We start from the raw sequence: 9,257 nt of genomic DNA on the forward strand, positions 1-9,257 counted from the left end.
GTGGGCGACCTCGTGCCCGCCGCCGCGGCACAACTTCACCTCGCTGCCGCGCATCCGCTCCGAGCGCCCCGCCTTCGACGTCGCCTTCCCGCCCGACGAACGGGGCCGCCGGCGCATGCGGTCCCGCGGGCACGGGTAGCCGCGCGGGGACGCGACGGACGGAAGGGGAGAGCCGATGTCCGAGCAGAACACGCCTCCGCTGCCGGGGTACGAGGGCATGCCCATCGCCACGCTGCGCCACCGGGTCCGCTCCCTCGGCGAGGAGGAGCTGCGCCGGCTGATCGCCTACGAGAAGGCGCACGGCGACCGCACCGGGGTCCTGGAGGTCCTGGCCAACCGGCTCGAAGCGCTGGAGGAGGGCGCCGAGCCCTCCGGCGGGGACCAGGACTTCCGGCCGGAGGCGGCGCCGCCGCCCCACGGGGGCTCCCCGGTGGGCGAGGGGTCGGCCGCCCCGACGTCCAACCCGCCCCCGCACGGGGTGCCCGTCCAGCCCGCCCGCCCCAAGGGCGACCGGCAACCGGGCGGTGGCGGCCGGTGAGCACCGGGCGCACCCCCCCGGCACCCCCTGCTCCGACCCGTCACCGCCCTCGGGGAGCGGGCGAGTCGGAGGCTCGACGGACGTGTGCCCGGTGGAGCGCGGAGGCCCATGCCCTCTCCGAGGGATTTCCGAACGGATTTCGGCGGAGAGGATCCCCGGGCAGTGGGCACGGAGCGGCGTTACGGCCCCGGGTGGCGCACCCGAGCCGGTGTTTGGAGCGACGGCTCGTCGGTAGTCGGAGCGGTGTGCACCCGCGGCGGTCCGGGAGGCCACGGACCGAGCGGACGGTAGGGGTCCGGAGGTGCACACCGGGAACGAAGCGGAGGAGCGGGAACGAGGGCGCACGGCCCCGGGCACGGCTCCGAGAGCCTGGTGCGGCACGTGCCCCGGGGCGCCTATCAGCACCGGCGCCGGCCGGCAGCGATTCGGCTGCGATGCCGGACGCCTGCGCGAGGAGCCGCGGGTGCCGGCCCCGGATCCCGCACGCGCACGAGAGACGCGAGAGAAACGGCGGGCCGCCCGGCAGGAGGCCCCGGAACGCTTCCCGCTCAAGCGCTTCACCAGAGAGTGGGACCGGCTGATCGAGGAGGTAGCACCATGAGGATCGACATGGTCTCCGAGCACGCCTCACCACTGGCGGCGATGGGCGGGGGCGATACCGGGGGGCAGAACGTCCACGTCGCGGAACTCGCTCGCGCCCTCGGGAAGCGCGGGCACACCGTCGTCGTGCACACCCGCCGGACCGCGCCGGACCAGCCCGGGAAGAGCGAGGCGGCGCCGGGGGTGACCGTGCGGCACGTCGGCGCCGGACCGCCCCGCCCGATCGGCAGGGACGACCTCCCCCCGCACACNGGCCTTCGCCGAGGACCTGGCCCGCCACTGGGCCCACGAGGCACCGGACCTGGTGCACGCCCACGACCGGATGAGCGGGCAGGCGGCCCTGTCCGCGGCCGCGGCGGCGGACGTCCCCGTCGTGCAGACCTTCCACGCCCTCCTCTCGCTCAAGCGCATGCGCGAGGGGGCCGGCGACACCGGCCCGCCCGAGCGCGAGCAGGCCGAGAGCGAGGTCGCCGAAAAGGCCGACATGGTCCTGGCCACCTCCACCCAGGAGCAGCGGTCCCTGCGCCAGCGCGGCGTGGATCCGGGCCGCATCGCGGTCGTCCCCGGCGGCGTGGACCTGGAGCGCTTCTTCCCGGAGGGGCCGGCGGCCCGGCGGGGCGACGCGCCGCGGGTCCTGTGCCTGGGGCGGCTGGTGCGCCGCAAGGGGGTCGACACCGTGGTGCGGGCCCTGGCCGGGGTGCCCGAGGCCGAGCTGGTCGTGGTGGGCGGCCCCGCACCGGGCGCCGTCGACGGCGACGAGCAGGTCGGCCGCCTGCGCGGTGTGGCCGAGGAGGCCGGTGTGGCCGAGCGGGTGCGCTTCCTGGGGGCGGTCCCCCGCGAGCAGGTGCCCGCCTACTTCCGGTCGGCCGACCTGGCGGTGAACATGCCCTGGTACGAGCCCTTCGGGATGAGCACCGTGGAGGCGATGGCCTGCGGCGCCCCGGTCATCGCCTCGGCGGTCGGCGGCCACCTGGACACGGTGGTCAACGACGTCACCGGGCGCCTGCTGCCGCCGGCGCGGCCGCGGGCGCTGGCCTTCCGGATGCGCCGGCTGCTGTCGGACCCGGTGACCCGGGAGAGCTACGGGTTCGCCGCCGCGGACCGGGTGACGGCCCGCTACGGCTGGGACACGGTGGCCGCCCGCATCGAGCGGTGCTACCTGCGGGTGCTCCGGGCGCGCGGGCGCGAACCCGGGGAGGAGGCCGGGCGGAGCGGGGCGCTCGCCGCCGCGGCCCCGGGAAGGGGCCGCTGACGCACCGTCGGCCGGTTCGCGGGCCGGCGGCATCATCGGCGCCGGTCGGGGTAGCGGGGCCGGGCACGCCCGCCCGACCGACCGAGGAGTTGTCAACGATGGCGGAGAAGGTCTCCGATCTCCTGCTGAAACGCCTGCGCGAGTGGGGCGTCGAGCACGTCTTCGGCTACCCCGGCGACGGCATCAACGGACTGCTGGCCGCCTGGGACCGGGCCGGCGACCGGCCGCGGTTCCTCCAGGCCCGGCACGAGGAGCTGGCGGCGTTCGAGGCCGCGGGCTACGCCAAGTTCTCCGGCCGGGTGGGGGTGTGCACGGCCACCTCCGGGCCCGGCGCGGTCCACCTGCTCAACGGGCTCTACGACGCCAAGCTCGACCACGTCCCCGTGGTGGCGGTCGTCGGGCAGACCGACCGCAGCGGCATGGGCGGCTCCATGCAGCAGGAGGTCGACCTGCACGCGCTGTACAAGGACGTGGCGGCCCAGTACCTCACCGAGGTCACCGTGCCCCAGCAGCTGCCCAACGCCCTGGACCGGGCCATGCGCGTGGCGGAGTCCCGCCGCACGGTCACCGCGGTGATCATCCCCGCCGACGTGCAGGAGCTGGACTACGTCGAGCCCGGGCACGCCTTCAAGATGGTGCCCGGCACCCTGGGGACCGCCCGGTCGGTCACCGTGCCCGACCGGGACGCCCTGAACCGCGCCGCCGACGTGCTCAACGCGGGGAACCGGGTGGCCGTCATGGTCGGCCAGGGCGCGCGCGGCGCCCGCGAGCAGATCGCCGAGGCCGCCGACCTGCTCGGCGCGGGGGTGGCCAAGGCGCTGCTGGGCAAGGACGTGATCTCCGACGAGGAGCCCTACGTCACCGGCGCCGCGGGGCTGCTGGGCACCCGGCCGTCCTACGAGATGATGCGCGACTGCGACACCCTGCTCATGGTCGGCTCCGGGTTCCCCTACAGCCAGTACCTGCCCGAGTACGGCCAGGCGCGCGGGGTGCAGATCGACATCGACCCCGCCATGCTCGGCCTGCGCTACCCGTTCGAGGTCCCGCTGCTGGGCGACGCGCGCGAGACCCTGCGCGAGCTGTTGCCGCTGCTGGAGCGCAAGCGGCACCGCGGCTGGCGGGAGACGATCGAGCAGAACGTCCGCCGCTGGTGGCAGGTGCAGGACCGGCGCGCCGGGGTGCCGGCCGACCCGGTCAACCCCGAGCTGGTGGCGCACGAGCTCTCGCCCCGGCTGCCCGACGACGCGATCGTCACCGCCGACTCCGGCTCGGCCACCAACTGGTACGCCCGGCACCTGCGCTTCCGCGCCGGCATCCGCGGGTCGGTCTCGGGGAGCCTGGCCACCATGGGCTGCGCCGTGCCCTACGCGGTCGGCGCCAAGTTCGCCCACCCCGACCGGCCGGTGATCGCCATGGCCGGCGACGGGGCGATGCAGATGAACGGGATGAACGAGCTCATCACCGCCGCGCTCCACGCCGAGCAGTGGAGCGACCCGCGCCTGGTGGTGGCGGTGTTCGACAACGGCGACCTCAACCAGGTCACCTGGGAGATGCGGGCGATGGGCGCATCGCCGCAGTTCGTCCCCTCCCAGCGGCTGCCCCGGGCCTCCTCGGCCGCGTTCGCCCGGAGCCTGGGAATGACCGGAATCCGGGTGGAGGAGCCCGACCGGGTCGGCGAGGCCTGGGACGAGGCACTGGCGGCCCGGGGGCCGGCCGTGGTCGAGTTCGCCACCGACCCGTCGGTGCCGCCGATCCCGCCGACGGCCACCTGGGACCAGATGGAGTCGATGACGGCGGCCCTGGCCAAGGGGGACCCGGAGGCCTGGTCGGTGCTGGCGCAGGGGGTCCGCTCCAAGGCGCAGGAGTTCCTGCCCTGGGGCCGCCGCTGACGGCGCCGGTGTTTATCGTCCCGTTATACGGGCACGGTGCACCCTGGAGAGGCGGCGCCTCCCGATCCACGGAGGCGCGCGACGGGGCGACGCTGCGACCGCGGCCCATGAACGAGGAACGCCCCATGCGGAGTGGACGCCGCGGTGGCCGTCGGCTCCCCGTGCCGGTGAACAGCCCACGTCGCAGGGGAGGAATGCGAGATGACCGCTCCGCCCACGAACGACATCCCCGCCGGCCCCCGGAAGCCCGCCCAGGGCGCCACCGCCGAGGAGCTGCTCAAGGCCCGCGCGGACCTGCCGCCCCGCTCGGCGGAGGCCGAGGCGCTCAGCGCGATGGTGGTCGACATGTACGCCCCGGTGGCCCGGCGGGAGGCCCGTCGCTACCGGGGCCGCGGCGAGCCCATGGACGACCTCGAACAGGTCGCCATGCTCGGGCTCACCCGCGCGGTCGCCTACTACGACCCCGACTACGGCAAGCCGTTCCTGTCCTACCTGCTGCCCACCGTGACCGGGGAGCTCAAGCGGCACTTCCGGGACAACACCTGGGACGTGCGGGTGCCCCGCAAGCACCAGGAGAAGAGGGGCGAGCTCAACCGCTTCACCGTCGAGTTCGCCCAGGAGCACGGCAGGTCGCCCACGACCGGGGAGATCGCGAGTGCCCTGGACATCGATGAGCGGACCGCGGACGACCTGCTGAACGCTTCGCGGGCCTACTCGGCGCTGTCCCTGGACGCGCCCTGCGGCACCGGCGAGGACGCCCCGTCCCTCGGGGACACCATCGGCGGCGGGGACGGCGGCCAGGACGGAGTGGAGGAGCACGAGGCGGTCCGGGAGGTGCTGGGCCGCCTGCCCGAGCGCGAGCGGCGCATCGTGCTGATGCGGTTCTACGGCAACCGCACCCAGACGCAGATCGCCGAGGTGGTCGGGCTCTCCCAGATGCACGTCTCCCGGCTGCTCAGCGCCACGCTGGAGGATCTGCGCCAGGACCTGGTGGGCACGGACTGACCCGGGGGCGCGGGTCCGCTCCGCGCAGCGGGCCCGCGCCCCGCGGTTTTACCCCCGGCGGTCCCGGTTAGCGGGGGTCCGTCCGTACACCGCCGAGGGACCGAGGAGCCGAGATGCCCGAGCCCGAGGGCCGGACCCAGCCCTATCCCGGCACCACCCCGCCGATGGAGCCGCGCCCGAGGGACGAGATGCGCGCCTACGAGGGGCGCGGGCTGCTGGAGGGCGAGCGCGCACTGGTGGCGGGCGGCGACTCCGGCATCGGGCGCGCCGTCGCGGTGGCCTTCGCCAAGGAGGGCGCCGACGTGGCCGTCGCCTACCTGGAGGAGCACGGGGACGCCCGCCGCACCGCGGAGCTGGTGGAGGAGGCGGGGCGGCGCTGCGTGCTGCTCCCCGGCGACCTGGGCGGCGAAGGGCACTGCGAGGAGGTGGTGCTGCGCACCGTCGAGGAGCTGGGAGGCCTGGACGTCGTCGTCGCCCACCACGCCACCCAGGCGCCGGTGGAGGACTTCGCCGATCTGACCACCGAGCAGCTCACCCGCACCTTCCAGGTCAACGTCTTCGGGGTGTTCTGGCTGCTGCGCGCGGCCGTGCGGCACCTGCCCGACGGCGGTTCCATCGTCGTCACCGGCTCGGTCAACGGCCTGCGCGGCAACCCGGGGCTGATCGACTACTCCTCCTCCAAGGCGGCGGTGATGAACCTGTCGTCCTGCCTGGCCCGGCACTACGTCGACCGGGGCATCCGGGTCAACTGCGTGGCGCCGGGGCCGGTGTGGACGCCGCTCATCCCCGCCACCCTGCCCGAGGACGCCGTGGAGGGCTTCGGCGGGCACGCGCCCATGGGCCGCGCCGCCGAGCCCGACGAGATCGCGCCCTCCTACGTCTTCTTCGCCAGCGGCCGCCTGTCCTCCTACTACACGGGCGAGACCCTGGCGCCCACCGGCGGGGAGGTCCAGGCCTCCTGAGCGGGGCCGGGTTTGCCCCGCGCCCGGGGCGGGTAGCCGTGAGCCGCAGGACCGAGCGGGAGGGCGCCATGGGGACCGGCCGGGACGAGGCGGAACTGCGGGCCATGGAGGCGCGGCTGCGCGCCGAGGACCCCGGCTGCGCCGAGCGGATCGACGCCTGCGCCCACCGGCTGGCCGCGCAGGAGCGCGCGGCCGCCGGGCCGGGCCCGCAGAGCCGGCAGAGCCCGCAGGGCCCGGCGCAGGGCACCGAGCCGGTCCCGCGCACCGCGGTGGCGCTGATCTGCGGGGCGTTCGCGTTCGCGCTGCTCATGCTGGTGCTCGTGCCGCTGCTGGCCCGGTCCGGCTGACGCGGGCCCACCGGCGCGGCTCACCCCTCCTCGGCGCACCGCCGCATCCGGGTCAGCGAGGTCGACAGCAGCCGCGAGACGTGCATCTGCGACAGCCCCACCGACGCGGCGATCTGCGCCTGGGTGCGGTCGCCGGCGAAGCGCTGCAGCACGATCGACCGGTCCCGGGGCGAGAGCCGCTCCAGCAGCGGGGCCAGCGCCACACGGTCCTCGGCCGCCTCCAGCGCCGGGTCGCTCTCGCCCAGGGTCTCGCCCAGCGTGCGCTCCTCGCCCTCGGCCCCGCAGGGCAGGTCCAGCGAGAGCGCGCTGTAGGCGGCCGAGGCCGCCACCAGCTCGCGCGCCTCGGCCGTGCCCAGCCCCAGCTCCTCGGCCACGTCCGCGACCGTGGGGGAGCGGCCGTGCCGCTGGGTGAACTCGCCTTCCAGCACGATCAGGCGCGAGCGCAGCTCCTTGAGGCGGCGCGGTACCCGCACCGCCCAGGTCCGGTCCCGGAAGTGCCGCTTGACCTCGCCGGTCATCATCGGCAGGGCATAGGACAGGAACTCCTTTCCGCGCCGGGGGTCGAAGTCGCGGATCGCCTGCATCAGCCCGACGCAGGCCACCTGGCGCAGGTCCTCCTCGGGTTCGCCGCGGCCGGAGTAGCGGCGGGCGATCCGCCGCACCACGGGGGTGTGCAGCTCCACCAGGCGGCGGCGCAGCTCCTCGCGGCGCGGGTCGCCCTCCTCCAGCGCGGACAGCCGGACCAGCAGGGCGTGCGCCTGGCTCCGGCGGTCGGCGGCGGTCGGGTCGGTCTCGGGAAGGGGTCGGCTCATCGGCGGAATCCTCCCGGGCGCGGGGGCCGTCGGCTCCCTGTCGCGCCACGAGTCTAGGAGCCCCGCCGGGGCCGCTCCAGGGACCATCGGCACCGTGCCGGGGGACCCCTCAGGTCGCCACGTACACCGCCCGGCCCTCGCGCCTGCCCTCCAGGGCCGCCTTGAGGCGGGGCGCCAGCGCCGGGTGCATGCACCCCAGCGCGGTGTCGGGGTCGAGGAAGGCGTGGTCGTCCAGCTCCTCGGCCTGCAGCGTGATCCGCACGTCGGCGGGCACCCGGCCGCAGTCGAAGACGAACGAGCAGAACGGGCGGGGCCGCGGCCCCGCCGGGGCGCTCCACTGCACCGCCAGCAGCGCGCCGGCCGCCACCTCGAGCCCGACCTCCTCGGCGACCTCGCGCTCGCAGGCCAGGTGCGGGGGCTCGTCCTGCTCGACGACGCCGCCGGGCAGGGTCCAGTGCTCGCGGTAGTTGGGCTCGACGACCAGCACCCGCCCGGAGGGGTCGGTGATCAGGCCGAAGGAGGCGAGGTAGGAGGTGGGCAGGGTGGCGAACCACTGTTCAGGAGGAAGGAACGCTGACATGGGGCCAGGCTAGATCGCCGTCCGGGCACCGGGCGGCGCGGGTGCTCCCAGCGCCTAGACTGGGCGTCTTCCTACAGTCACGAAACGGTGTCGGCGAGCCGCGGGCACCGGCGCAGCGGCGAGCGACGGAGGTTGGAATCGTGGGCCCACTGGAGCACGGCGACCCGGAGCGCATCGGGCGCTACCGCCTGATCGGGCGGCTGGGCGCGGGAGGCATGGGCCAGGTCTACTTCGGCCGGTCCGCCGGGGGCCGTGCCGTGGCGGTCAAGCGCATCCACCCGCACATGGCGGCCGACCCCTCCTTCCGCGAGCGCTTCGCCCGGGAGGTCACCGCCGCCCGCCAGGTCAGCGGCGCCTTCACCGCCCCGGTGATCGACGCCGACCCCGACGGCGAGGTGCCCTGGCTGGTGACCTCCTACGTGCCGTCGCTGCCGCTGGACGAGGGCGTGCAGGCGCACGGCCCGCTGCCGGAGGCCTCGCTGCGGGTGCTGGCCACCGGCCTGGCCGAGGCGCTGGCCGAGATCCACCGGGTGGGGCTGATCCACCGCGACCTCAAGCCGGGCAACGTGCTGCTGGCCGAGGACGGGCCGCGGGTGATCGACTTCGGCATCGCCCGCGCCACCGAGGGCGCCGCCGCCACCCAGTCCATCATCGGCACCCCCGGGTTCATGTCGCCCGAGCAGGTGCAGGGCGAGCACATGACCCCCGCCAGCGACCTGTTCGCCTACGGCGCGGTGCTGGTCTACGCCGCCTCGGGCACCGGCCCCTTCGGCGAGGGGGCCATGCCCACCATGGTCATGCGCATCATCCAGGAGCGGCCGGACTTCAGCGCCGTCCCGCCGCCGCTGCAGCGGGTGGCCGCCGCCTGCCTGGAGAAGGACCCGCGCAACCGGCCGGGCACCGGCCAGATCCTGGACCACCTGGGGGACGTGCCGGCCGGGGCCTCCTGGCTTCCGCCTGCCTTCCGGCAGGGGGTGCACGAGCAGGTGGAGAAGGTCAACACGGCGCTGAACGCGGCCCCGGGGGCCTCCCCGGCCTCCGACGCCGGCGACGACGCGCGGACCTCGGCCATGGGGGCCGCGGCGGCGGGGGGCGCCGCCGGGTACGCGGCCGGGGGCGCCGTCGCGGGCACCGGCGGCCACGACGGCGCGACGGCGCGCTACGAGCCCCAGGCCCAGCCCACGGCGCAGCACCAGCCGACCGCGCAGTACCAGCAGACCGCCCAGTACCCGCAGACCGCGCAGTACCCGCAGACCNGCGCAGTACCCGCAG

The 9,257-nt window shown here is 75.6% G+C and carries 8 protein-coding genes and 1 pseudogene; 7 read left to right on the forward strand and 2 right to left on the reverse strand.

What is annotated here, in order from left to right; all coding sequences use genetic code 11:
- Window positions 1-175 precede the first annotated feature (175 nt).
- The 6 genes and pseudogenes from D450_RS0104590 to D450_RS0104620 all read left to right on the forward strand — a co-directional run bounded on the left by D450_RS0104590 (window position 176) and on the right by D450_RS0104620 (window position 6,593).
- Window positions 176-538: a hypothetical protein gene (locus D450_RS0104590; RefSeq protein ID WP_017537500.1), complete on the forward strand. Its 363-nt coding sequence runs from the start codon at window positions 176-178 to the stop codon at window positions 536-538.
- A gap of 597 nt (window positions 539-1,135) precedes the next feature.
- Window positions 1,136-2,390, forward strand: a pseudogene (locus D450_RS35130) (glycosyltransferase).
- A 98-nt stretch (window positions 2,391-2,488) separates the two neighbouring features.
- The gene (locus tag D450_RS0104605) at window positions 2,489-4,279 is read left to right on the forward strand and encodes a thiamine pyrophosphate-requiring protein (RefSeq protein WP_017537502.1); all 1,791 of its coding nucleotides are present in this window, start codon (window positions 2,489-2,491) and stop codon (window positions 4,277-4,279) included.
- Between the two features lie 201 nt (window positions 4,280-4,480).
- On the forward strand, window positions 4,481-5,284 hold the full coding sequence (locus D450_RS0104610) for a SigB/SigF/SigG family RNA polymerase sigma factor (protein ID WP_017537503.1): 804 nt from the start codon (window positions 4,481-4,483) through the stop codon (window positions 5,282-5,284).
- Between the two features lie 113 nt (window positions 5,285-5,397).
- Entirely contained in the window at window positions 5,398-6,246 is an 849-nt protein-coding gene (locus D450_RS0104615) for an SDR family oxidoreductase (RefSeq protein WP_017537504.1), read from the forward strand.
- Window positions 6,247-6,284: 38 nt separating this feature from the next.
- Window positions 6,285-6,593, forward strand: coding sequence for a hypothetical protein (locus D450_RS0104620; protein ID WP_241483055.1), 309 nt, complete (start codon window positions 6,285-6,287; stop codon window positions 6,591-6,593).
- 20 nt (window positions 6,594-6,613) lie between these two features.
- On the opposite strand, the gene D450_RS0104625 is transcribed toward D450_RS0104620, so the two are convergent.
- Window positions 6,614-7,405 (reverse strand): SigB/SigF/SigG family RNA polymerase sigma factor, encoded by a 792-nt coding sequence (locus D450_RS0104625; RefSeq protein WP_017537506.1) that lies wholly within the window; start codon window positions 7,403-7,405, stop codon window positions 6,614-6,616.
- Between the two features lie 109 nt (window positions 7,406-7,514).
- Window positions 7,515-7,985, reverse strand: coding sequence for an NUDIX domain-containing protein (locus tag D450_RS0104630; RefSeq protein ID WP_017537507.1), 471 nt, complete (start codon window positions 7,983-7,985; stop codon window positions 7,515-7,517).
- Between the two features lie 215 nt (window positions 7,986-8,200).
- Here D450_RS0104630 and D450_RS29435 point away from each other — a divergent pair.
- A partial coding sequence (locus D450_RS29435) for a serine/threonine-protein kinase (RefSeq protein ID WP_449289452.1) occupies window positions 8,201-9,257 on the forward strand: 1,057 nt, incomplete at its 3' end.

Source organism: Nocardiopsis halophila DSM 44494 (assembly GCF_000341245.1).
In the GTDB taxonomy this organism is placed as follows: Bacteria; Actinomycetota; Actinomycetes; order Streptosporangiales; family Streptosporangiaceae; genus Nocardiopsis_A; species Nocardiopsis_A halophila.